This window comes from Streptomyces sp. NPDC044033, assembly GCF_056434425.1.
In genome coordinates, this window is record NZ_JBWKFF010000003.1 from 90,035 (window position 1) to 113,519 (window position 23,485).

Annotated in this window: 14 protein-coding genes and 1 pseudogene; 13 read left to right on the forward strand and 2 right to left on the reverse strand. The window is 73.7% G+C overall.

What is annotated here, in order from left to right:
* Window positions 1-114 precede the first annotated feature (114 nt).
* Window positions 115-2,394, reverse strand: coding sequence for an MMPL family transporter (locus tag AC07AB_RS07920; RefSeq protein ID WP_478561843.1), 2,280 nt, complete (start codon window positions 2,392-2,394; stop codon window positions 115-117).
* Between the two features lie 297 nt (window positions 2,395-2,691).
* On the opposite strand from AC07AB_RS07920, the gene AC07AB_RS07925 reads away from it, so the two are divergent.
* From AC07AB_RS07925 to AC07AB_RS07980, 12 genes and pseudogenes are all read left to right on the forward strand, one after another.
* Window positions 2,692-3,984, forward strand: coding sequence for a sensor histidine kinase (locus AC07AB_RS07925; RefSeq protein WP_478561846.1), 1,293 nt, complete (start codon window positions 2,692-2,694; stop codon window positions 3,982-3,984).
* Window positions 3,985-4,189: 205 nt separating this feature from the next.
* Entirely contained in the window at window positions 4,190-4,837 is a 648-nt protein-coding gene (locus AC07AB_RS07930; protein WP_478561849.1) for a LuxR C-terminal-related transcriptional regulator, read from the forward strand.
* A gap of 86 nt (window positions 4,838-4,923) precedes the next feature.
* A complete protein-coding gene (locus AC07AB_RS07935) occupies window positions 4,924-8,064 on the forward strand; it encodes an alpha-N-acetylglucosaminidase (protein ID WP_478561852.1) in 3,141 nt (1,046 codons plus the stop codon).
* A 63-nt stretch (window positions 8,065-8,127) separates the two neighbouring features.
* Window positions 8,128-8,745, forward strand: coding sequence for a rhomboid-like protein (locus tag AC07AB_RS07940; protein WP_478561855.1), 618 nt, complete (start codon window positions 8,128-8,130; stop codon window positions 8,743-8,745).
* A gap of 35 nt (window positions 8,746-8,780) precedes the next feature.
* Complete coding sequence (locus AC07AB_RS07945; RefSeq protein WP_478561858.1) at window positions 8,781-10,727, forward strand: hypothetical protein; 1,947 nt, start codon at window positions 8,781-8,783, stop codon at window positions 10,725-10,727.
* Between the two features lie 147 nt (window positions 10,728-10,874).
* On the forward strand, window positions 10,875-11,591 hold the full coding sequence (locus AC07AB_RS07950; protein ID WP_478561861.1) for a TetR/AcrR family transcriptional regulator: 717 nt from the start codon (window positions 10,875-10,877) through the stop codon (window positions 11,589-11,591).
* Window positions 11,592-11,824: 233 nt separating this feature from the next.
* Window positions 11,825-13,132, forward strand: coding sequence for an extracellular solute-binding protein (locus AC07AB_RS07955; protein ID WP_478561864.1), 1,308 nt, complete (start codon window positions 11,825-11,827; stop codon window positions 13,130-13,132).
* 152 nt (window positions 13,133-13,284) lie between these two features.
* Window positions 13,285-14,268 (forward strand): carbohydrate ABC transporter permease, encoded by a 984-nt coding sequence (locus AC07AB_RS07960; protein WP_478561867.1) that lies wholly within the window; start codon window positions 13,285-13,287, stop codon window positions 14,266-14,268.
* Window positions 14,265-15,215: a sugar ABC transporter permease gene (locus AC07AB_RS07965; RefSeq protein ID WP_478561870.1), complete on the forward strand. Its 951-nt coding sequence runs from the start codon at window positions 14,265-14,267 to the stop codon at window positions 15,213-15,215. Before AC07AB_RS07960 ends, AC07AB_RS07965 begins: the two co-directional genes overlap by 4 nt.
* A 183-nt stretch (window positions 15,216-15,398) precedes the next feature.
* Window positions 15,399-17,126, forward strand: coding sequence for a glycoside hydrolase family 13 protein (locus AC07AB_RS07970; RefSeq protein ID WP_478561873.1), 1,728 nt, complete (start codon window positions 15,399-15,401; stop codon window positions 17,124-17,126).
* Window positions 17,127-17,186: 60 nt separating this feature from the next.
* Window positions 17,187-17,654, forward strand: a pseudogene (locus AC07AB_RS07975) (type 1 periplasmic-binding domain-containing protein); the annotation flags it as partial.
* Between the two features lie 54 nt (window positions 17,655-17,708).
* The gene (locus AC07AB_RS07980; protein ID WP_478561876.1) at window positions 17,709-18,653 is read left to right on the forward strand and encodes a phosphatase PAP2 family protein; all 945 of its coding nucleotides are present in this window, start codon (window positions 17,709-17,711) and stop codon (window positions 18,651-18,653) included.
* A gap of 55 nt (window positions 18,654-18,708) precedes the next feature.
* Here AC07AB_RS07980 and AC07AB_RS07985 read toward each other — a convergent pair whose 3' ends face one another.
* Window positions 18,709-21,744 (reverse strand): bifunctional [glutamine synthetase] adenylyltransferase/[glutamine synthetase]-adenylyl-L-tyrosine phosphorylase, encoded by a 3,036-nt coding sequence (locus AC07AB_RS07985; RefSeq protein WP_478561879.1) that lies wholly within the window; start codon window positions 21,742-21,744, stop codon window positions 18,709-18,711.
* Window positions 21,745-22,029: 285 nt separating this feature from the next.
* Between AC07AB_RS07985 and AC07AB_RS07990 the strand changes: the two genes are divergently transcribed.
* Window positions 22,030-23,436 (forward strand): NADP-dependent succinic semialdehyde dehydrogenase, encoded by a 1,407-nt coding sequence (locus AC07AB_RS07990; protein ID WP_478561882.1) that lies wholly within the window; start codon window positions 22,030-22,032, stop codon window positions 23,434-23,436.
* The last annotated feature ends 49 nt before the right edge of the window (window positions 23,437-23,485 follow it).

Consider the following 23,485-nt stretch of genomic DNA (forward strand, 5'->3'; position numbering starts at 1 on the left):
CGTATGCTTCCTCTCCTCCCCCCCCCTCCCTTCCCCCCCCCCCCCCCACCCCCCCCCACCCCCCCCCCCCCCCCCCCCCCCCCCCCCCCCCCCCCCCCGCTCCCCCGCTATGGCTCAGCGAGGTCCGGCCGCCACCGGCGGCACGGTCTCGGGCGTGGTCGCGGGCGGGAGCGGGGCCGCGGGCAGCGGCGCGGCCTCCGGCTCACCGCCGTGCCCGAAGTCCGGGAGCCGGCCGAGCCAGCGCGGCAGGTACCAGTTGCGCTCGCCCAGCAGCGCCATGACCGAGGGCAGCAGCACCATCCGGACGACCGTGGCGTCCAGCAGCACGGCGACCGCGAGGCCGATGCCCATCTGCTGCATGTCCTGCATGGACAGCGTCCCGAAGACCGCGAACACGGCGACCATGATGGCCGCGGCCCCCGTCACCGCGCCCGCCGTGGCCCGTACGCCCTCGCTGATCGCGTTCCGCGTCGTGCGGCCGCTCTCGCGGGCCTCACGGATTCGCGAAACGACGAAGACGTGGTAGTCCATCGACAGGCCGAACAGGACGACGAGGACGAACAGCGGCATCCAGCCCTCGATCGCGCCGACCGCCTCCGTGCCGATCAGTCCCGCGCCCCAGCCGTGCTGGAAGACGGCGACCATCACGCCGTAGGCGGCCGCCACCGAGAGCAGGTTGAGCGCGATGGACACCACCGCGATCGGCAGCGAGCGGAAGGAGACGAGCATCAGCAGGAAGGTCACGCCGACGATGAAGAGGAGTACGGGCACGATGCCGCTCCTCAGCTGGTCGTTGAAGTCGACGGACGAGGCCAGCTCACCGGCGACGTAGGCGTGCTGGGAGACGGGGGCGAGCGTGGCGGGGATCAGCTCGTCGCGCAGCGTGGACAGCGCGTGTTTGGAGCGCCCGTCCGTGCCGTCCCCGGCCAGCGGCACCCCGATTTCGACGAGGTTCGCGTCCTTGTGCGGGGTGACGGTGATGCCCTTGCCGTACTCGCCCGTGGCGGCGGCCCGCCGCTTGAACTCCTGGACCGCGTCCGTGAAGCGCGCGGAGGTGATGTCGTCGGCCGTCACGACGACGCGCGCCGGGTCGGGGCCGCCGAGGAAGGTGCCGGTGATCTGCTCGTATGAGGTGCGCAGCGGGGCGCCGGCGGGCATCTGCTTCTCCAGGCCGAGCTGCTCGGTCTTCATGCCGAGCGCGGGCGCGGCCAGGACGAGCAGTACGGCGGCGGCGCCGGCCGCCATCAGCTTCGGCCGCTTGAGCACGGGCCCCAGCACGGCCCCCGAGATCCGGCCGCCGCGCCGTGCGGTGCGCCGGCCGCCGCCGAGGAAGGGCACCTTGCCCTTGTCGACGCGGTCGCCGAGCCAGGAGAGCAGCGCGGGCAGCACGGTCACGGAGCCGAGCATCGCTATGAGGACGACGAGGATGGTGGCGAGCGCGAACCCCTCGAAGAGCATCAGCCCGGACAGGAACATGCCTGCCATCGCGACCATCACGGTCAGCCCGGAGACCAGCACGGCCCGGCCGCTGGTGGCGGCGGCGATGCGCAGCGCGGTCTCGGCGTCCCGGCCGGCGGCCCGTTCGTCGCGCTCGCGCCGCAGGTAGAAGAGGCAGTAGTCGACGCCGACGGCGAGGCCCATCAGCAGCATCACGGAGTTGGTGGTCTGGAAGATGTGGAGCCGGTGGCTGGCCAGCGCCAGCAGACCGTTGGCGGCGATGAAGGCGGTCAGGGCGAGGCCGATCGGCAGCAGGGCGGCGACCAGCGCGCCGAAGGCGACGAGCAGGATGCCCAGCGCGAGCGGTACGGCCGTCCACTCGGCCGCGGCGAAGTCGTCGCCGAGCATGTCGCTGATCCACTTGCCGCCGCTGGCCTCGCCGTATTCGTAGACCTTGACGTCGCTGTGGGCGGCCTTGGCCTTGTCGACGGCGTCCAGCACCGGCTGGACCCGGTCAGGGGCGGTTTTCGCGTCGCCCTTCATCTCGAAGCGGATGAGCCCGGCCCTGCCGTCGGCGGAGGGCAGCGGGGCCGATACGCCGGTGACCTCGCCGGTCCCCTCGATCACGCGGGCCAGGTCGCGGGCCGCCTCCCGCCAGCCGTCGGGGGCGGCCGCGGCGACCATGACCGATTCGGCGGCCGGGTGGGTGATGCCCGCATCGTCGAGGATCTCGGCGGCGCGGGCCGAGTCGCCCGCGCCCTGCTCGGACGCGGACATCTCGGAGGTGCCGACCATCCCGCCGACCGCGGAGGTCAGCACGACGAAGAGCAGCCAGCCGATGATCGCGATCCTGCGGTGGCGGGTGCTCCAGACGCCGAGCCGGGCGGCGAGATTCCGCTTCGTTCCGCCCCGGCCCGCGGTGCCCCGGCCCGCGGTGCCCCGGCCCTCGCCATTCACACCCGCGGCGTCCCCGCCCCCGGCACCCCGTCTCACGCTGTTCCGCTTCGTCACAATCCGCCCCTGGCATCCGTACGGCTGAGCCCCGAACAAGTCATGTACCGAACTTAGAAATCCGCGCGCCGCCGCCCCAGCCGCCAAGCACCCCGATCGTGGGGGTACATGTCGAGGTCAGCGGGGTGTCGCTAGGTACACCACGGCCCGGGTGCCGAACCCAGTGACCGATAATGGCGCGATGGCCAGACTGGAGCCGTGCCCGACCGCCGGGCGGCATCGAAGAGCGCAGGGAGACTACAGATGAGGGTCCGCAGCGCACTGCTGGCCGCTGCACGGGGGCTGTATCTGTCCATCGTCGGCATAGCCGGGTCGATCATTCTCTTCACGCTCGCGATGGTCTCGATCGCCTTCATCCCACTGGGTCTGGGCGTCTTCACCACGCCCGCCGTGCTCAAGGGGCTGCGGGGGTTCGCCAACCTGCGGCGGGTCCACGCGTACAGCTGGTCGGGGGTGCACATCCCCCAGCCGTACCGGCCGATGCCCGCCGATCTCTCCGGCGGCGTGATCGGGCAGCTGGAACAGTGCAAGCTGCTGCTCAAGGACCCGGCCACCTGGCGTGACATGTCCTGGCTGCTCGTCGACATGACGGCGGGCTTCTTCGTCGCGATCCTGCCGGTCGTGCTCGTCGGGTACGCCCTGTGGGGGCCGGTGCTCGCCTTCGGCGTCTGGCGGCCGATCGTGCACTCCGGCGGCAACGAGTGGTTCGCCTTCATCCACATCACCGGCCAGGTCAGCGCCAACCTGGCCGCCGGGCTCGGCATCTGCCTCGGCGTCCTGAGCCTGTTCGTCAACCCGGCCCTGCTGCGCGGCCACTTCACGCTGGCCATGTCGCTGCTCGCGCCGACCGACGCGGCCACCCGGGAGCAGGCGCTCGCCCAGCGCGTCGACCGGCTGACGGAGACCCGCCACGACGCGCTGGACACCTCCGCCGCCGAGCTGCGCCGCATCGAGCGCGATCTGCACGACGGGGCGCAGGCCCGGATCGTCGCCATGGGCATGAGCCTGGGCACCATCGAGGCGCTCATCGAGAAGGACCCGGAGCAGGCCAAGCGGCTGCTGGCCACGGCCCGCGCCGACTCCGCCGACGCCCTGACCGAACTGCGCGACCTGGTCCGCGGCATCCACCCGCCGGTGCTGGCCGAGCGCGGCCTCGGCGACGCCGTACGGGCCCTGGCGCTGCGCATGCCGATGCCGGTCGAGGTCGACGTCGAACTGCCCGGCCGGGCCGAGGAGCCGGTCGAGTCGGCCGCGTACTTCGCGATCAGCGAGGTCCTCACCAACGCCGCCAAGCACTCTGGCGCCGAGCGGGTCTGGCTGGACATCCACTACGCGCAGGGGATGCTCCGCGTCAGCGTCACCGACAACGGCCGCGGCGGCGCGACCGCCGCGGGCGGCTCCGGCCTCGTCGGCGTGGAGCGCCGGCTCGGTACGTTCGACGGCGTGCTGGCCCTGAACAGCCCGGCGGGCGGGCCCACGATGGTCACGATGGAGATCCCGTGCTCCCTGAGCGCCGCCCCCGCCCCCGGCAGGTGAGCACCGCCCTCCACACCTGAACGCGCGACGCAGCGGAGTGCCTCCGGCCCGGCCGGGGGCACTCCGCTGCGTCCGGTCTCCCCGGCCCCCGCCCGCCGCGCCGGTGAGACCATAGGCTTGCGGGGCCCGTCCCGCATCGGCGCGGTCCGCCGATCGGCCGCCGGCCGCCGGCCGGCCCCGTCGCCTTTACGACCATGGAGATTCCGTGCGCGTTGTCCTGGCCGAAGACCTCTTCCTCCTCCGGGACGGCCTGGTCCGGATGTTGGAGGCGTACGACTTCGAGATCGCCGCCGCCGTCGAGAGCGGCCCCGAGCTCACCCGCGCGCTGGCCGAGCTGAAGCCGGACGTCGCGGTCGTGGACGTCCGACTGCCGCCGTCCTTCTCCGACGAGGGCCTCCAGTGCGCGCTGGCGGCCCGGCGGGCCACCCCCGGCCTGCCCGTACTGGTGCTCTCGCAGCACGTGGAGCAGTTGTACGCGCGCGAGCTGCTCGCCGACGGCACGGGCGGCGTCGGCTATCTGCTCAAGGACCGGGTCTTCGACGCGGAGCAGTTCATCGACGCCGTACGGCGGGTGGCCGCCGGCGGTACGGCGATGGACCCGCAAGTGATCTCTCAGCTGCTCTCCCGGCGGTCCCAGGACAAGCCGATGACCCATCTGACGCCGCGTGAGCGCGACGTCATGGAGCTGATGGCGCAGGGACGCTCCAACGCGGCGATCGCGGCCCACCTGGTCGTGACCGAGCGTGCGGTCGCAAAGCACACATCGAACATCTTCGGGAAGCTGGATCTGCCCCCCTCCGACGACGACAACCGCCGCGTCCTGGCAGTCCTCGCCTACCTCGACCGCGGCTGAAGCGCCTCATTGCCCCTGTGTGCGACGACGGTTAACGTGCGCTGCGCAAGCGTCCATTGTTGCCGCTGCACACAGGGAGCGTTCCCATGACCGACCTGTCCAGCCTGTCCAGACGCACGCTGCTGGGGACCGCCGGCGCGCTCGGCGCCGGAGCCGCCCTCAGCGGCCTCACCCCCGCCGCGGCCGCCGATACCGCCCCCGGCGCCACCGCGACCGCGGTCCCGTTCGACACCGCCCCGGCGCGAGCAGCGCTGGGGCGGCTGCTTCCCCGGCACGCGGGCCAGATCCGGCTCACCGTCCTGCGCGGCGGCGAGGAGCGCTTCGAAGTCACCGGCGGCAGGGGGGACGTCGAGGTGGCCGGGACCAGCCCGGCGGTGCAGCTGACCGGCGTGCACTGGTATCTGAAGTACGTCTGCGGGGCCCACCTCACCTGGAACGGCAGCCAGCTGGACCTCCCCCGCCTGCTCCCCGCGCCGGGCCGCCCGTTGGAGAGATCCACGTCGTTGGCGCACCGCTTCGCGCTCAACGACACCAACGACGGCTACACCGCCCCGTACGCCGACTGGGCGTTCTGGGAGCGGCGGATCGACCTCCTCGCGCTGCACGGCTGCAACGAGGTGCTGGTGATCGCCGGACACGACGAGGTCTACCACCGCGTCCTGATGGACTTCGGCTACAGCGACGCCGAGGCCCGCGCCTGGCTGCCCGCCCCCTCCCACCAGCCGTGGTGGCTGCTGCAGAACCTGAGCGGGTACGGCGGCCCGCTCACCCATGAGCTGTTGGCGAAACGTTCCGAGCTGGGCCGGCGGATCGCGGACCGGCTCCGGGAGCTGGGCATGCACCCCGTCTTCCCCGGCTACTACGGGACCGTGCCGGACGGGTTCGTCGCCCGCAACCCCGGCGCGCGCGTCGTACCGCAGGGCGTCTGGCACGGCTTCAAGCGCCCCGACTGGCTCGACCCCCGTACGGCCGCCTTCGGTGATGTCGCCGCCTCCTTCTACCGGCACCAGCGCGACCTCCTCGGCACGGCCTCGCACTTCAAGATGGACCTGCTGCACGAGGGCGGCACCGCGGGCGACGTGCCGGTCGGCGCCGCCGCGAAGGGCGTCGAGCTGGGGCTGCGCACGGCGCACCCGGACGGCATCTGGACGATCCTGGGCTGGGAGAGCAACCCGCTGCCCGAGCTGATCGCCGCGGTCGACAAGTCGAAGATGGTGATCTTCGACGGCATCTCCGACCGCACCACGGCCGAGCCGGACCGCGAGAAGGACTGGGCCGGCACCCCGTACTGCTTCGGCACCATCCCCAACTACGGCGGCCGCACCACGCTCGGCGCCAAGACCCACGCCTGGAACGACCGGTTCTTCAGGTGGCGCGACAAGTCGAACAGCGCGCTGGCCGGCACCGCGTACATGCCGGAGGCCACCGAGCGCGACCCGGCGGCCTTCGAGCTCTTCTCCGAACTGGCCTGGCGCGAGCGGCCCGTGGACCGCGCCGAGTGGTTCGCCGACTACGGCGAATTCCGGTACGGGGAGCGGGACCGCGGCGCGCTCACCGCCTGGGCCGCGCTGCGCGACACCGCCTACCGGCAGCACGCGCCCGAGCGCAGCGACCCGCACGACTCCCTCTTCGCCGCCCGCCCCGACCTCGACGCCAACCGGGCCGCCGAGTACGCGCCCCGGGACCTGTCCTATGACCCGGCGCGCTTCGACGCGGCGCTGGCGGGGCTGCTGGCGGTCGGCGACGGGCTGCGCGGCAGCGACGCGTACAAGGCCGACCTGGTGGACGTCGCCCGGCAGGCCGTCGCCCACCGCAGCCGCCAGCTGCTGCCGCAGCTGAAGACCGCGTACGTACGCGCGGACCTGGCAACCTTCCGCGCCCTGTCGGCGCTGTGGCTGAAGCTGATGCGGCTGGCCGACGACATCGCGGGCGCGCACCGGGCGTTCCTGCTCGGGCCGTGGAACGAGGCCGCGCGGGCGATGGGGTCGAGCGCGGCGGAGTCCGCGGAGCTGGAGCGTACGGCCCGGGTGCTGATCACCGTCTGGGGCGACCGCGCCACCTCCGACCCCGGCAAGCTGCACGAGTACGGCAACCGCGACTGGAACGGCCTGATGGCCGACTTCTACCTGCCGCGCTGGGCGAAGTGGCTCGGCGAGCTGGAGGACGCGCTGCGCCAGGGGCGGGCTCCGAGGCCGGTGGACTGGTTCGCCTTCGAGGAGCCGTGGACGCGCGAGCGCAAGCGGTACCCCGTGCGCCCGGTCTCCGACGCCTACCGCACGGCGCGCCTTGTCCGGGAGACGCTGGCCGCCGCCCCGTACCAGGGCACGCTGACCGCCACCGCCGAGCCGGCCGCCGTCCCGCCCGGCGGCCGCGCGACGCTCGCCGGGTCGCTGCGCAACGTCAACGGCCTGCGCGCCACCGGCCGCGTCGACTACGAGCTGACCGGCCTCGACGCCGCCCCGCAGGGCCCCCTCTCGCTGCCGCACATCGCGCCGGGCGGCACGGGCACGGTCCGCTGGCGGGTCACGGCCCCGGCCGGGCCACTGGACCGGCCGCTCAAGCCGCTGCCGTACGAGCTGACGGCGCGGTACGGACCTCGGGGCGAGCAGCGGGTGGCGGCCGTCCTGCCCGGCACGCTCTACACGGCGGGCCCGCTGGAGCCGGGCTGGAAGACGGCCACCAGCAACGCCGCGATCTTCGGGCAGCTGGGCGACCGGTTCGCGATCGAGGGCGGCGGCATGGACCTGTGGAAGGGCACGGCGGAGTTCGGCGCGGTGTACCGCGAGGGCGCGCTCGGCGCGGGCCACTCCGCCACGGTCCGGGTGGACGGCCAGACGGACACGGGCGGCTGGGCGCGCACGGGCATCGTCGTCCGCAACTCCCTGGCCTCCGCGTCCCCTGCCGGCTCCCCCGGTTTCGTGAACCTGGCGGTCACGCCGGAGCAGGGCGTGGTCCTCTCCTACGACACCAACGGCGACGGCACGGTCGACGCCTACAAGCGCATCACGGGGCTGAAGGCCCCGGTGCTGCTGCGCCTGACGCGCACCGCGTCCGGCGCGTACACCGCCGAGTGCTCGACGGACGGGGGCACGGTCTGGCGGACGGTCGCGACGGTGACGGTGCCGGGCGCGGCGGCGGTCCAGGACGTGGGGCTGTTCATGACGGCGGGCAACGACGGGAGCGGGAAGCGGGGGCTGGTGGAGTTCAGCGGATGGGCTCTGGCGTGAGGCCGTAGCGGGGCGGCGGCGCAGGGGCTGGCGCGGGGCCCGGCCGCCGCCGATCATGGGCGGATGCTCACCGCCCTCTCCCGGCTGCCCCGGCTCGCCCCCGCGTACGTCGGCGGCGTGCAGCTCGGCGCGTACGCTCTGCGCCGGCTCACGCCCGCCGCCCGGCGGCGGCTGCTGCGCGACTGCTCGACCAACGTCGACAATCTGCGCCGCGGCCGCTGGGCCACCCTCGCCGCCAGCGCCGTGCTCGTCGAGGAGCCGATGGAACTCCCGTACGCGCTGCTGCTCCTGGCCGTCCTCGGCCACGCCGAGCGCGTACACGGCGCGTGGCGGACGGCGGGCGTCTTCGCGTACGGACACGCGGGCGCGAGCCTGCTGGTGTACGCCGGGCTGCGCGCCTCCCCCGCCACCGGCCCGCGCACGCGCTCGGCGGTCGACGTCGGGCCCAGCTACGGGCTCGACGCCGTCGTCGGCGCGCTCGCCGGGGCGCTGCCGCGCGGCCCGGTCCGTACGGCCGCGACCGGGGCCCTCCTCGCGCTCCGCGTGCGTCCCCTCCTGCGCGAGGAGCGGACGTTCACCGACGCCGGGCACCTCGTCGCGCTCGCCCTCGGACTCGCCCTCCCGCCCGGCGCCGGGCGGCGGACGGGCGCCTCCGGGGCCCCGGCCCCCACGAACGGATGAGGTGACCGTCCCCCCGTTCACTCGTTCTTCCGAATGTGGAACAGCAGGCGACAACCCCCCGTCCCGAGGTCATCACCCCCGTCGACGTCGAGCAGGCCGAGGCCGCGCTCATGGAGCACTATCCGCGCCTGGTACGGCTCGGATATCTCGTCCTCCCGCCGGACCTCGGCCGCAAGCGCCGGGTACTGACCGCGCACGCCGTCGCACAGCGGGCGCTGCCGCGCAACCGGGCGACCGTCACCGGCCAGGGGCTGCCGGCGCCGCGTACGCCCGACGGCGCGCGGACCGGCCCGGGTTACGCGTACGTACGGATCCGGGTGCTGCGCGCGGCCCTGGTGGCGGGGCGGCCGCGCGGGCGCTGGCAGCTGCCGCGGCCCGGCCAGCTGCCGCCGCCGCTGCCGCAGGTGTGGGGGTTGCGGCTGTTCCCGCGCTCGGGCGGAGCCGAGGAACTCGCCCTGGAGCAGACGCTGTCCGGCCTGTCCGTACCGGGCCGGGCGGCGTACGCGCTGCGCCGGCTGGAGCGGATGGGCGACCTGGACGTACTGCGCGCGCTGGACGCCGCCGGGGTCGACGACCCGGACGCGGCGCTCGACGAGGCGGACGCGGTCGAGCCGCCCGCCGGGGACGGGGCCGAACCGCCCTCGGCCGCGCCGGAGTTCGACCCCTGCTCGCTGCAAGTACGGCCGACCGACCTGATGCGCCGCCGCCAGCACTCCCGCGCGGCGCTCGCGGCGGTGGCCGCCGTCGCCGTCTGCGGCACGCTGCTGAGCCTGCCCGGCTCCGGCTGGGGCCCGTACGGCGCGGCGGCCCCGCCGTACGCGCGCAACTCGGCGGCCGAGCGGGCCCTGGACCCGGCGAGTCTGACGCGGGCCGCGCCCGCCGCGTGGAAGACCGCGGACCGCGGCGACTTCTCGGCCTGGCCCGCGCGCGGCAACCGGGTCGGCGACCAGGAGCTGCTGCGCCGGGCCCTGGCCGTCTGGGCACGGCCGGGCCGCGACGCGCGGGCGTCGGCGACGCCCGGCACCCTGCCCGGCCCGCCGCCCGGACCGCCCCAGCTGCTGTACGCGGGCGAGGTCGGCACGGTGGCCGTCGTGATCCTCCACGACGGGCTGCGCGTGGTGCGCTACGCCGAGCCCAAGAGCGGCGAGGCATCTCTGGTGGCCCTGGACTTCGCGCGCGCCGACGCCGCGGACACCGACTCGGCGACCGCCCTCGTCGTGGCCCGCGTGGACGGCAACGTCCGCTATCTGACGGCTCCTTGGGTGACGGACACGGCCGTACGCGACCTGCTCAAGCCGACCCAGCCGGCGCGGCCGCTGCACCGCTCCGCCGACGGCGTGACCGACCCGGTGCCGAGCCCGGCCGCCGGGGCACGGGGCTGCGACAGCTGGCCCGCGCTCCAGCTCGGCGGCCACCTGGTGACCGATCTCGGCGAGCTGTTCCCGGCCCGGCTCACATACGGGAGCCCGACGGCCGGCGGCGCCCGCGATGTGAACACCACGACGGGGCGCGCGAGTTGGGCCCATTCGGCCTGCCACCTGGCGAGCGTGCGCGGGCAGGGGGTGCGGTCCGTGAACTCCTGGCGGTTCGCGACACAGCCGCTGCCCGCCGGCACCGGGAGCGCCGCGTGGGTCTGCACGCGGACCGAGACGTGGCGGGGCGGCGGCAGCCAGGCGCTGGCCCAGTTCCAGCCGCCGGGCGCCGCGCCGGGCGCGCCGGGAGCGCTCGTCGCCCGCTCCGCGGGATCGCGGGCGTGCGGTCCGCAGGACCCGAAGGCGCTGGCGGGCGCGTTGTGGAAGTCGCCGGCCGGTCAGTGGTATCTGCTCGCGGCGGGCAGCCGTCAGGTCGCCTCGATCACCGCCACGGGCGGGGTGCGCGGCAGCGCGCCGGGCAATCTGCTGGCCGTGCCGGCGAAGGCGGGCGCGCAGGCGAAGCTGAGCGCCCGGCTGACGAACGGGAAGAAGCTCGTCCCGCTGCACTGACGGGGCGGGCCGGAGCGGGACGGACCGGACGCGACGCGGCGGGCGCCTGTGCGGAGAGGCACGGCGCCCGCACGGAGGGACACGGCAAGATCACAGGCCGGGGACCGCCCAAGACCTCTGTACGACCCAGTCGTTAGAGTGGTCCGCATGACGACCGGGGTACGCCGCAGGATGGGCGTCGAGCAGCGCCGGGATCAACTGATCTCGGTGGCGCTCGGGCTCTTCAGCCACCGCTCCCCCGAGGACGTCTCGATCGACGAGATAGCCGAGACGGCCGGGATATCGCGGCCGCTGGTCTACCACTACTTCCCCGGCAAGCAGAGCCTGTACGAGGCCGCCCTGCGCCGCGCGGGTGACCAGCTCGCCGCGCTCTTCGCCGAGCCCCGCGAAGGCCCGCTCGGCGCGCGGCTGCTGCGCGTCACACACCGCTTCTTCGACTTCGTCGAGGACCACGGGCCCGGTTTCACCGCGTTGATGCGCGGCGGCCCGGCGACCGGCTCGGCCGCGGCCGGCGCGATGATCGACGGGGTACGCCAGGCCGCGTACGAGCAGATCGCCGCCCACCTCGGGCTGGCGAGCCCGGGGCCGCGCATGGAACTGGTCGTCCGCTCCTGGATCTCCCTCGCCGAGACGACGGCGCTGCTGTGGCTCGACGGGCGGCGGATCGCGCGGCGCGAGCTGGAGCTGCAACTGGTGCACGATCTGGCGGCGTTGGCGGCGGTGAGCGCGGCGTACGACGAGGAGATGGCGGACGTCCTGCGCCGCATGCTCGCGGACGAGCCCGCCGACGGCCCGTTCGGCGACCTCTTGGCCCGGCTCACCGTCCTCGCGCCCCAGCAGCAGCCGCAGCCGCAGCCGCTGTGAACGGCGCGGCACGGCGCTGACCGCGCCGCGGGAAGCCGCGAGAATCCGCGAGCCGCCGCCCGGATCTCCGTCCTCCGGCCCGTCGGGGAGCGCCGCGGACACGGTCCGGTAGCGGCCCGGGAGTTGGCCCGTTCTCCACGTCGCAAGCACTTTCGCAAGGGATTGCGACCTGTTAGCTTCCTCCCCAGCCCGGACCGTCCAGGGAAGGGCCGACCCTCGGGAGAGGGGATCCCATGCGCAGAGGCATTTCCGCCGTGATCGCCGTGGGGGCGCTGACGCTGGGCGCGGCGGCGTGCGGAGGGGGCGGCGGCGGGGCCGGCGAGGGGGACGGCACCAAGGCGGCGAAGGAGCCGGGCAGCGTCTCCGGGACCGTCACCTGGTGGGACACCTCGGACGCGACCAATGAGGCGCCGACGTACCGGAAGCTGGTCGCGGCGTTCGAGAAGAAGTACCCGAAGATCAAGGTCGATTACGTCAATGTGCCGTTCGACCAGGCGCAGCAGAAGTTCAAGACCGCGGCGCAGAGCGGCCGGGGCGCGCCCGATGTGCTGCGCTCCGACGTCGGCTGGACCCCGGGGTTCGCGCAGCTCGGCTACCTCAAGGACCTGGCCGGCACGCCGGCGCTGGGCGACAGTGGCGACTTCCTCGAAGGGCCGCTGAAGAACGCCGCGTACAAGGGCAAGACCTACGGAGCCCCGCAGGTCACCGACACGCTCGGCCTCATGTACAACAAGGACCTGCTCAAGCGGGCGGGCGTCGAGCGGCCGCCGGCGAACTGGCAGGAGGTCAAGGCCGCCGCCGCGAAGGTCAAGGAGCGGACGGGGGCCGGCGGCATCGGGCTCAACCCCGACAGCTACTACTCGCTGCCCTTCCTCTACGGCGAGAAGAGCGACCTGGTCGACGTCGCCGACAAGAAGATCACCATCGCCGACGCCGCGTCCCTCAAGGGCATCGAGACCGCCGTCGACCTGGTCAAGAGCGGAGCGGCGCCGAAGCCGGCCGGCACCGACGGCTACAACAACCTCAAGACCGACTTCAAGAACGGCAAGCTGGCGATGCTGATCGACGGCCCCTGGGCGACGAAGGAGGTCTTCGGCGGCACCGCCTACCGCGACCGGGCGAACCTCGGCATCGCGCCCGTACCGGCCGGCTCCACCGGCGTCGCGGGCGCCCCCGTGGGCGGCCACAACCTCGCCGTCTACGCCGGGACGGAGAACTTCGACGCCGCCTACCTCTTCGTGAAGCACATGACCGCCGCGGCCCAGCAGGAGACGGCCGCCACCTCCGTCGGCGTGCTGCCGACCCGCAAGTCGGCGTACACCAAGGGTGTGCTGGCCGATCCGGTGCGCGCGGCCTACCACCGCGCGCTGGCCACGGCGCGTCCGCGCCCGGCGATCCCGCAGGGCGGCGACCTGTTCACCGACTGGCTGCAGCACTACACGAAGATCCTCACGCTCAAGGAGAGCCCGAAGGCGGGCCTCGACGCCACCGCGAGGGCGTGGCGGACCACGCTGCTCAAGGACTACGAGATCCAGAAGTAGCAGCCGGGGACGCCCAGTCGACTCCGGCTCGGCCGGTCGGGGGGAGTACGGCCCATGGGCCCGTACGATCCCACGCGCCCGCCCCGCCGAGCCGGTTCCACCGCGCCCGCCCGGCGACGAGCCGCGAAGCCCCTGACGAAAGCCGCGGAGCCATGACCACTGCCGCATCCGGTACCGGGCCCCCGCGCCCGGCGCGCCCCGGCCCGTTCCCGCGGCTGCGGCGCTCCTTCGACGCCCACTGGTATGCGTGGGCGATGGTGCTGCCGGTGGTCGTGGTGCTCGCGGTGCTCGTCGGCTATCCGCTGGGCCGCGGCATCTTCCTCTCCTTCACCGACGCCGACGAGGCGAACGTCGCCCGGACGATCGGCGTCAACCACATCCCGGCCACGTACGAGTTCGTCGGCCTCGACAACTACTGGAAGGTCCTCTCCGGGCAGGAGGGCCACTTCTACGGGCGGCTGACGTGGACCGTCGTCTGGACCGGGGCCTGCGTCTTCTTCCACTACACCATCGGTCTCGGGCTCGCGCTGCTGCTCAACCGCGAGATGCGCTTCCGCGGCCTGTACCGGGTGCTGCTGATCCTGCCGTGGGCGGTGCCGGCGTTCGTCGCGACGTTCTCCTGGCGGCTGATGTTCAACGAGAAGTACGGCGTGCTCAACGCCGTCCTGGACAAGCTCGGCGTGGGCGCGGTCGACTGGCTCGGCGACGGCCTCCTCCAGAAGGTGTCGGCGGTCGCGGTCAATGTGTGGCTGGGCGTGCCGTTCATGATGGTGGCGATCCTCGGCGGCCTCCAGTCGATCCCGTCCGAGCTGCACGAGGCCGCCGAGGTGGACGGCGCGACGCCCTGGCAGCGGTTCCGGCATGTGACGCTGCCCGGTCTGAAGCCGGTCAGCGGGACGGTGATCCTGCTGGGCGTCATCTGGACGTTCAACATGTTCCAGGTCATCTATCTGCTGATCGGGCAGGGTGCGAGCTCCGAGAGCGAGATCCTGGTGACGTACTCCTACCGGCTGGCCTTCCAGGGCGTGCGCGACTACGCGGGCTCGGCCACGTACGGCGTCCTCATCCTCTCGCTGCTGCTGGTCTTCGCCGTGTTCTACCGGCGGCTGCTCACCCGCCAGGAGGCCGCGCGATGAGCGCGCACCACCCGGGCGGCCGGGGCGTACGGGCGCGGAGTGCGCGGGGCGTACGGACGCGGGGCGGCCGGGCCGTACGGGCGCGGGGCGTACGGGCGCGGGGTGCGCGGACCGTACGGGCGCGGGGTGGGCGGTCCCGCGGGGCCTCCGTCGCGCTGCACGCGACGCTGGCCGCCGCCGCCCTGATCGCCGCCTTCCCCGTCCTCTTCGTGGTCTTCGTGTCGCTGCGCGGCCGGGACGGCTGGCAGGAGCCGATGCGGTTCGTCGGCTTCACCCTCGCCAACTACGGCCAGGTGCTGGCGCACACCGAGTTCCTCACCTGGTTCCGCAACTCGGTGCTCGTGGCGCTGGGCGCGACGGCGCTCGGCGTGCTGGTCGCGGCGAGCGCGGGGTACGCGGTCTCGCGGATGCGGTTCCCCGGCCACCGCCCACTGATGTGGACCTTCCTGGTCGTCCAGATGTTCCCCATGGCGGTGCTGATCGTGCCGCTGTACAACATTCTGGGGGCGCTCAAGCTCCTCGACTCCTACCCCGGTCTCATCGTCACCTACTGCTCCATCTCGGTGCCGTTCTGCGCCTGGATGCTCAAGGGCTACTTCGACACCATCCCCGTCGAGATCGACGAGGCGGGGCGGGTCGACGGCCTGACCCCGTTCGGCGCCTTCTGGCGGCTGATCGTCCCGCTCGCCCGGCCGGGCCTGGCGGTCACCGCCTTCTACTCCTTCATCACCGCGTGGGGCGAGGTCGCGTTCGCCACCCAGTTCATGAGCAGCGAGCGGCACTACACCCTCGCCGTGGGCCTCCAGACCTTCGTCGGCCAGCAGAAGGCCGAGTGGGGGCTGATGACCGCGGCGGCCGTCCTGATCACCGTCCCGGCAGGGTTCGTCTTCTTCCTCGTCCAGCGCCATCTGGTCGCCGGACTCACCGCGGGAGGCACCAAGGGCTGACCGTCACCGACACGCGCGCCCCGCGTTGACCTCATAACCGGCGCGGTCGGCGAAGTCGGCACAGCCAGAACAGCCGGAAGAGCCGACCGCACAGCCGGACAGCGCGACAGCGCGACGAACCCGCCCGCTCCAACCGCCAGTACCTGACGCCCCGTTGGTTGGGCCCGCCCGATAGGGAACCGCATGACCCAGGACCTCGCGCCCCTCGTCCATGACCCGAGCGCCCGCCGGGCGACCGGCTGGTGGCGCGGCGCCGTCATCTACCAGGTGTACGTACGCTCGTTCGCCGACAGCGACGGCGACGGCATCGGCGATCTGCGCGGGGCCCGCGACCGGCTGCCGCACCTCGCCGAACTGGGCGTGGACGCGGTCTGGCTGACCCCGTTCTACGCCTCGCCGCAGGCCGACGGCGGCTATGACGTCGCCGACTACCGCGCGGTGGACCCGCTGTTCGGGGACCTGTCCGACGCCGACGGACTCGTACAGGAGGCGCACCGGCTGGGTCTGCGGGTCATCGTCGACATCGTGCCCAACCACACCTCCGATCAGCACGCGTGGTTTCGAGCCGCGCTCGCGGACCGGCACGGGGGTCCAGCCCGCGAGCGTTACCACTTCCGCCCGGGGAGAGGCGAAAGGGGCCAGTCGCCGCCCAACGACTGGGAATCCGTGTTCGGCGGCCCCGCCTGGACGCGTACGGCCGGCGCCGACGGGGCCCCTGGCGAGTGGTACCTCCATCTCTTCGCGCCCGAACAGCCCGACCTCAACTGGGACAACCCGGAGGTGGCGCGGGAGTTCGCGTCCGTTCTGCGGTTCTGGCTGGACCTGGGCGTGGACGGGTTCCGGATCGACGTGGCGCACGGCATGGTCAAGGCGGCCGGGCTGCCCGACATCGGCCGCGGGGAGCAGGCCAAGATGATCGGCACGCAGGTGCTGCCCTTCTTCGACCAGGACGGCGTGCACGAGATCCACCGCTCCTGGCGGCAGTTGCTGGACAGCTACGACGGCGAGCGGATCGGGGTCGCGGAGGCGTGGGCCCCGACGGCCGAGCGGCTCGCGCTGTACGTACGCCCCGACGAGCTGCACCAGGCGTTCAACTTCCAGTTCCTGTGCTGTCCGTGGGGCGCGGCGGCGATGCGCGAGGTCATCGACGAGTCCCTGGCCGCCACCGCTTCCGTGGGCGCGCCCGCCACCTGGGTGCTCTCCAACCACGATGTCGTGCGCCACACCACCCGGTACGGCGGCGGCGAGCGGGGGCTGCGCAGGGCGCGGGCCGCGGCGCTGCTGATGCTGGCGCTGCCCGGCTCGGCCTATGTCTACCAGGGCGAGGAGCTGGGTCTGCCCGAGGTGGTGGACCTGCCGGACGAGGCGCGCCGGGACCCGGCGTTCCTTCGCGGCGGCGGGGCGCGCGGCGGGGCTGCTGTCGCGGACGGGGGCGCAGCCGCGGACGGGGGCGCAGCCGCGGACGCGGCCGCCGGCGGGGCCGAGGCCGCGGAGCGCAGCGGGCAGGACGGCACCCGGGACGGCTGCCGGGTGCCGATCCCGTGGTCGGGCGGCGCGGCCCCGTACGGCTTCGGGCCCGGGGACAGCTGGCTGCCGCAGCCCGCGCTGTGGCGGGAGCTGTCGGTCGAGGCGCAGTCGGGCGACCCGCGCTCGACGCTGGAGCTGTACCGCTCGGCGCTCGCGCTGCGCCGGGCGCTGCCGGGGCTCGGCGACGGCCCGATGAGCTGGCTGCCCGCGCCCGAGGGGGTGCTGGCCCTGTCCCGCCCCGGCTTCGTCTGCACGCTCAATACGCTGTCCGCCGAGGCCGAATTCCCGGTGCCGGGCCGCCCGGTGCTGGCCACCGTCCCGCTGGAGTTCGGCGGCGGAGCGGTCCGGCTCCCGGCCGACGCCTGCGTGTGGTGGGCGGTCTGAGATGCGGCCGGTGCCCGGTCCGCCCCCGTGACCGCCCGGCTCGCCCGCATCGCGGCCCAGGCGGGGGTCGTCTTCGTCTCCGGGCTGCACGCGGACAGCTCCGGCGGTCCGCAGCGGTACGAGCGGCTGCGCACCCGGGGCGTCCCCTTCGTCCTCGTGGGGGGGCTTCTCCTCGAAGGTGCGGGCCCCCTTCTTCTCCCCCGACGACCGGGCGGCGGCCCGGCTCGCCGTCACCCGTTTGGCGGCACTTGGCCACCGGCGGATCGGGCGGGCGCCGGGGCCCCGGCGGTTTGCGCCCGTACAGCGGAAGACCGAGGGTTTCCCGCACGGCATGGCGGACGAGCTGGGGGTGCCGGCCGTCGAGGCGGAGCGGCTGATGCGGCCGTGCGGGCGCTGCTGGAGGAGATAGCGGGCGCCCCCGCTCCGACCAGCGCGTTCGTCTTCCTGCCGGAGCTGGTGGTCCGGGGTTCGACGGCCGCTGCCCCCAAGGGTCGGGACCACCTTCAGGAGGACCTTGAAAGGGGGTAGGAACCGACCTCGGGATGATCTGCGCTTCGGCTCCGTCTGGCAGACTGTATTCCTATGGGTGAAGCGCACGTGAGGACTTTGGAAGGCCGATCGGCCACCCCGCCACCCATTGCGGAGCGCGAGGGCCGACCGGTGGAGAGCCGTACGCTTTTGCAGCGGCTCCGCTCCCCACGCAGGCCCCGCCTCTGGTTCGAGATCCTGCTGATCGCGGTCAGCTACTGGACGTACTCCCTGATCCGCAACGCGGTCCCCGAGCAGAAGGCCAAGGCGCTCGACAACGCCGACTGGATCTGGCGGGCCGAGCAGACCCTGCACATAGCGGTCGAGGACACCGTCAACCGCGCCGTGGATTCGGTGACGTGGCTGATCGTGGGGATGAACTACTACTACGCGACGCTGCACTTCATCATGACGATCGGCGTGCTGGTGTGGCTCTACCGCCGCCATCCCGGCCGGTACGCCGCCGCCCGGCTGGTGCTCTTCGCCACCACCGCCTTCGCGCTCGTCGGCTACTACTTCTACCCCCTCGCCCCGCCCCGCCTGATGAACGGCGTGCCCTTCATCGACACGGTCGTGGTCCACCACACCTGGGGCTCGATGGCGTCGGGCAACCTCGCCGACATGTCCAACCAGTACGCGGCGATGCCGTCGATGCACATCGGCTGGTCCACGTGGTGCGGCATCACCATCGCGATGCTGGCGCGGCCGCTGTGGGCGAAGATCCTCGGCGCCCTCTACCCGGTGGCGACGCTGGCGGTCATCGTCTCCACCGCCAACCACTTCTGGCTGGACGCGATCGGTGGGCTGATCTGCCTGTCCGTGGGGTTCGCGATCGCCTACGCCTGGTACGGCGCGCTCCCCTACCGGCTGGCGCGGCAGGTGGCGAGCAGGCGGGTGGCGAAGGTGACACTCACTCCCAAGACGGCCGCGAAGACCCGGGAGAAGACCGGGGAGCCCACCCCGGAGCAGACCGCGGCCAGGGCCGAGACGGGCAGCTGAGCGCCTCCGCGGCAGGGGCGTCGGCCCTGAGCGCCGGTCGCGCGCCGTACCGCCGTCAGGCCCCGTAGAACAGCTCCTCCACGACCGCGCGAGCCCTGCGGGTGAGCCGCCGGTAGTCCTCCAGCATGTCGCCCACGTGCCCCGGCTCGTACCCGAGGTAGCGCCCCACCGCGGCCAGCTCGCGGCTGTCGCCGGGGAAGGTGTCGCCGGGGCGGCCGCGTACCAGCATCACCGCGTTGCGCACCCGGGACGCCAGCATCCACGCCTCGTCCAGCGTCTGCGCCTCCTCCGCCGGGACCAGACCGGCGGCGTGCGCGGCGGCGAGGGCCTCGCGGGTCCGGGTGGTCCGCAGCCCCGGCACCTCCCAGCCGTGCCGCATCTGCATCAGCTGCACCGTCCACTCCACGTCGGAGAGGCCGCCCCGGCCCAGCTTGGTGTGGGTCGTGGGGTCCGCGCCGCGCGGCAGCCGCTCGGTCTCCATACGGGCCTTGAGCCGCCGGATCTCGCGCACCGCGTCCTCGCCGAGCCCCTCGGCGGGGTAGCGCAGCGGGTCCACCAGCTCGATGAACCGCTCGCCCAGGCCCACGTCGCCCGCCACCGGCTCGGCCCGCAGCAGCGCCTGGCTCTCCCACGCCAGCGACCAGCGCCGGTAGTAGGCGGCGTACGACGCCAGCGACCGCACCATCGGCCCGGTCTTGCCCTCCGGGCGCAGATCGGCGTCTATGAGCAGCGGCGGATCGGAGCTGGGGAGCTGGAGGAGCCGCCGCATCTCGGTGGCGACGGCGAACGCGGCCTTCGCCGCCTCCTGTTCGTCGACGCCCTCGCGCGGCTCGTATACGAACAGCACGTCCGCGTCCGAGCCGTAGCTCATCTCCCGGCCGCCGAACCGGCCCATGCCGATGACCGTGAACCGGGCCGGCAGCGTATCGCCCCACTCGGCCCGTACGGCGGCGCGCAGGGCGCCCGCGACCGTCGCCGCGGTCAGGTCCGAGAGAGCCGAGCCGGTCGCGTCGAGGGCCTCGCCGGGGTCGGTCCGCGCGGGTGTGCCCTCGGTGCCGTACGCGCCGACGAGGTCCGCCGCGGCGGTGCGGAACATCTCGCGGCGCCGCACGCCGCGCGCCGCCGCCACCGCCTGCTCGGCCCCGTCCGCGCGGCCCACCGCCGCCAGCGCCTCCTGCTCCAGCCCGGCCCGGCCGCGCGGCCGCAGCCCGTCGGGGGCGCCGAGCAGCGCGACCGCCTCGGGGGCGCGCAGCAGCAGGTCGGGGGCGAGCCGCCCGGCGGACAGCACCCGCGCCAGGTTCTCGGCGGCGGCGCCCTCGTCCCGCAGCAGCCGCAGGTACCAGGGCGTCTTGCCCAACGCGTCGGAGACCTTGCGGAAGTTGAACAGCCCCGCGTCCGGTTCGGCGGAGTCCGCGAACCAGCCCAGCAGCACGGGCAGCAGGGTGCGCTGGATGGCCGCCTTGCGGGTCACTCCGGAGGACAGCGCCTCCAGGTGGCGCAGCGCGGCGGCCGGGTCGGCGTAGCCCAGGGCCTCCAGCCGCTGGCCGGCGGCCCTGGTGCTGAGCCGGGTCTCGCCGGGTTCGAGCTGGGCGACGGCGTCGAGCAGCGGCCGGTAGAAGAGCTTCTCGTGCAGCCGCCGGACCTCGCGGGCGTGCCGCTTCCACTCCTTGCGCAGGTGCTCGACCGGTTCCACGCCGCTGGGCCAGCCGAAGGGCCGGGCCAGGGAGCGGCCCAGCCGCCGCAGATCGGCCTCGTTGTCCGGGACCAGGTGGGTGCGGCGCATCTTGTGGAGCTGGATGCGGTGTTCCATGGAGCGCAGGAAGCGGTACGCGGCGTCGAGGGCGGCGGCGTCCGCGCGCCCCACGTACCCGCCGGCGGCGAGCGCCGCGAGGGCCGCGAGGGTGTTGGACCGGCGCAGCGTGGCGTCGGTGCGCCCGTGCACCAGTTGCAGGAGCTGTACGGCGAATTCGACGTCCCGCAGCCCGCCGGGGCCGAGCTTGAGTTCGCGGTCGACCTGGGCGGCGGGGATGTTCTCGATGACGCGGCGGCGCATGTGCTGCACGTCGGGGACGAAGTTCTCGCGCTCGGAGACCTGCCACACCATGGGCGTCACCGCGTCGGTGTACTCCCGTCCCAGCTCGGCGTCGCCGGCCATCGGCCGGGCCTTGAGCAGCGCCTGGAACTCCCAGGTCTTGGCCCACCGCTGGTAGTAGGCGAGGTGGCTGGAGAGCGTCCGTACGAGCGGCCCGTTGCGGCCCTCGGGGCGGAGGTTGGCGTCGACGGGCCAGATGGTGCCCTCGGCCGTCACGTCGGAGCACAGCCGCATCATCCGGGCGGCGAGCCGGGTCGCCGCCTGCACGGCCTTGCCCTCGTCGGCGCCGTCCTTGGGCTCGGCGACGAAGATGACGTCCACGTCGGAGACGTAATTCAGCTCGTGGCCGCCGCACTTGCCCATGCCGATGACGGCGAGCCGGGCCGCGGCGGCGTCGGTGGGCTGCTCCTCGGCGGCGATCTCCAGGGCGGCCAGCAGGGTGGCGGTGGCGAGGTCGGCCAGTTCGGCGGCGGTCTCGGCGACCTCGGTGGTGCCGCACACGTCGCGGGCCGCGATGCCCAGCAGGGACCGCCGGTAGGCGGCGCGCAGCGCGTCGGGCCGGGGCCGGTCCGCGCCGCGCTCGCCCCAGATGCCCTCGGCCAGTTCGCGCTCGAACTCGGGCGTGGTGGGGTGCAGGTCGACGGATTCGTAGGTGACCAGGGAGTGCCAGTCGGCGGGGTGGCGGGCCAGGTGGTCGCCGAGCGCCTCGGACGCGCCGAGCACCCCGATGAGCCGGTCGCGCAGCGGCTTGGCGGTGATGAGCGTGTCGAGGAACGTCCGCCGGTCGCCGTCCTCCTGCGCCTCCACCATGCGGACGAGGCCGTGCAGCGCCAGGTCGGGGTCGGCGGCGGCGCCGAGCGCGTCGAGCAGTACGGGGTCGGCGCGCACGGTGGACAGTTCGGGGACGTCGAGCAGCCGCTCGGCGCCGGCGGGGTCGGTGAACCCGTACCGCACCAGCCGGGTGAAGGTGCTGCTCCTGCGACCCTGCGGTACGGACATGCCGCCGCCTCCCGTCCGTCGAACGCCGCGCTCGTCGGCCACTTCCGATCAAGGGCCGGTACGAGCCTAATGGCGACGGGCGGCCGGGTCGTGCGGGGGCGGGGCCGAACCCCCGCACACCATTCCCGTACAACGTAGAACTCCGGAAGTCCGCAGTGGCGGAGCGCGCCGTATTGCGCCGTCGTCAGGGGCGCTGCAAGGTCGAGGGGGCCGATACAACGAGCAACGAGCCACAAGCAACGAGTCAGGCGAAGAGTCAAGCGAAGAGCGCACGGAAGGACAGCCATGCCCATCGCGACGGTGAACCCCACGAACGGCGAGACGCTCAAGACGTTCGACGCACTGGGCTCGGAGGAGGTCGAGCGACGGCTGGCCGCCGCCGACGCCGCGTTCCGCACGTACCGCACCACCGGCTTCGCCGAGCGCGCCCGGCTGCTGAACCGCGCCGCCGACCTGCTGGAAGAGGACGAGCGGGACATCGCCCGCACCATGACCACGGAGATGGGCAAGCCGATCGGCGCGGCCCGCGCGGAGGCGGCGAAGTGCGTCAAGACGATGCGCTGGTACGCGTCGCACGCCGAGGGGCTGCTGGCGGACGAGCACCCGGCGGACGCGGACGTACGGGACTCCGGCGCCACGCACGCGCGCGTCCACTACCGGCCGCTGGGCGTGGTGCTCGCCGTGATGCCGTGGAACTTCCCGCTCTGGCAGGTCGTGCGCTTCGCCGCCCCCGCCCTCATGGCGGGCAACGTGGGCCTGCTCAAGCACGCATCCAACGTCCCGCAGACCGCGCTGTACCTGGAGGACCTCTTCCGCCGCGCCGGGTTCGCGGCCGGCTGCTTCCAGACGCTGCTGGTGGGCTCCGGCGCCATCGAGGCCATCCTGCGCGACGACCGGGTCGCCGCCGCGACGCTCACCGGCAGCGAACCGGCGGGCCGCTCGGTCGCGTCGATCGCGGGCGACGCGATCAAGAAGACGGTCCTGGAGCTGGGCGGCAGCGACCCGTACGTGGTCATGCCTTCCGCCGACGTCGACCGGGCCGCGGCCACGGCGGTGACGGCCCGCGTCCAGAACAACGGCCAGTCCTGCATCGCCGCCAAGCGCTTCATCGTGCACGCCGACGTCTACGACCGGTTCGCGGAGCGCTTCACGGCGGGCATGCGGGCCCTGACCGTCGGCGACCCGCTGCGGGACACCACGGACGTGGGCCCCCTCTCCTCCGAGCAGGGCCGCACCGACCTGGAGGAGCTCGTGGACGACGCCGTGCGCCACGGGGCGCGGGCGCTGTGCGGGGGCGGGCGGCCGAAGGAGCTCCCGGACGGCTGGTTCTACGAGCCGACGATCCTCTCCGAGATCACCACCAATATGCGCATCCACCGCGAGGAAGCCTTTGGCCCGGTCGCCACCCTGTACCGCGCCGCGGACCTCGACGAGGCGGTGGCCATCGCCAACGACACACCTTTCGGCCTGAGTTCGAATGTCTGGACCCGCGACGCGGCGGAAGTGGACCGCTTCGTACGGGACATCGAAGCCGGCGGCATCTTCTTCAACGGCATGACGGCCTCCCACCCCGCCTTCCCCTTCGGCGGCGTCAAGCGCTCGGGCTACGGCCGGGAGTTGGCCGGGCACGGCATCCGCGAGTTCTGCAACGCGACGACGGTGTGGCACGGGGCGGGGCCGGACGCGAAGTGAGGGAAGGGGGCCGAAGCCGCCGCCGCCCAGCCTGGAAATACGGTGCCGA

What these genes read in the sequence shown, in the direction of transcription:
- AC07AB_RS07965 (WP_478561870.1), top strand. Translation starts at nt 14,265, where the DNA reads ATGAGCGCGCACCACCCGGGCGGCCGGGGCGTACGGGCGCGGAGTGCG.
- AC07AB_RS07950 (WP_478561861.1), top strand. Translation starts at nt 10,875, where the DNA reads ATGACGACCGGGGTACGCCGCAGGATGGGCGTCGAGCAGCGCCGGGAT.
- AC07AB_RS07970 (WP_478561873.1), top strand. Translation starts at nt 15,399, where the DNA reads ATGACCCAGGACCTCGCGCCCCTCGTCCATGACCCGAGCGCCCGCCGG.
- AC07AB_RS07985 (WP_478561879.1), bottom strand. Translation starts at nt 21,744, where the DNA reads ATGTCCGTACCGCAGGGTCGCAGGAGCAGCACCTTCACCCGGCTGGTG.
- AC07AB_RS07980 (WP_478561876.1), top strand. Translation starts at nt 17,709, where the DNA reads ATGGGTGAAGCGCACGTGAGGACTTTGGAAGGCCGATCGGCCACCCCG.
- AC07AB_RS07935 (WP_478561852.1), top strand. Translation starts at nt 4,924, where the DNA reads ATGACCGACCTGTCCAGCCTGTCCAGACGCACGCTGCTGGGGACCGCC.
- AC07AB_RS07925 (WP_478561846.1), top strand. Translation starts at nt 2,692, where the DNA reads ATGAGGGTCCGCAGCGCACTGCTGGCCGCTGCACGGGGGCTGTATCTG.
- AC07AB_RS07955 (WP_478561864.1), top strand. Translation starts at nt 11,825, where the DNA reads ATGCGCAGAGGCATTTCCGCCGTGATCGCCGTGGGGGCGCTGACGCTG.
- AC07AB_RS07940 (WP_478561855.1), top strand. Translation starts at nt 8,128, where the DNA reads ATGCTCACCGCCCTCTCCCGGCTGCCCCGGCTCGCCCCCGCGTACGTC.
- AC07AB_RS07960 (WP_478561867.1), top strand. Translation starts at nt 13,285, where the DNA reads ATGACCACTGCCGCATCCGGTACCGGGCCCCCGCGCCCGGCGCGCCCC.
- AC07AB_RS07990 (WP_478561882.1), top strand. Translation starts at nt 22,030, where the DNA reads ATGCCCATCGCGACGGTGAACCCCACGAACGGCGAGACGCTCAAGACG.